Consider the following 202-nt stretch of genomic DNA (forward strand, 5'->3'; position numbering starts at 1 on the left):
TGGGTCGCCATCTCCGGATGATCCATCACGTATTTCACGAAGTAGAGCGTCGCCCCGCCGCGCACCACGTTGGAGCAGGTCGCCATCATCTTGAACGCGCACATGATGCGCCACTGGCCGTTGCCCAGCAGCAGCCTGAGATCTTTCGCCACCGACGAGCCAGGCTGCACCTCAAAGGTGTAGCGCTCTTTGGTGGTGAAGA

Annotated in this window: 1 pseudogene; it reads right to left on the reverse strand. The window is 60.4% G+C overall.

The window, feature by feature from the left end:
* A pseudogene (locus IM273_RS21910) lies at positions 1-202 on the reverse strand (MFS transporter); the annotation flags it as partial.

The organism is Enterobacter cloacae complex sp. P13B (assembly GCF_014895915.1).
Classification (GTDB): Bacteria; Pseudomonadota; Gammaproteobacteria; order Enterobacterales; family Enterobacteriaceae; genus Enterobacter; species Enterobacter bugandensis.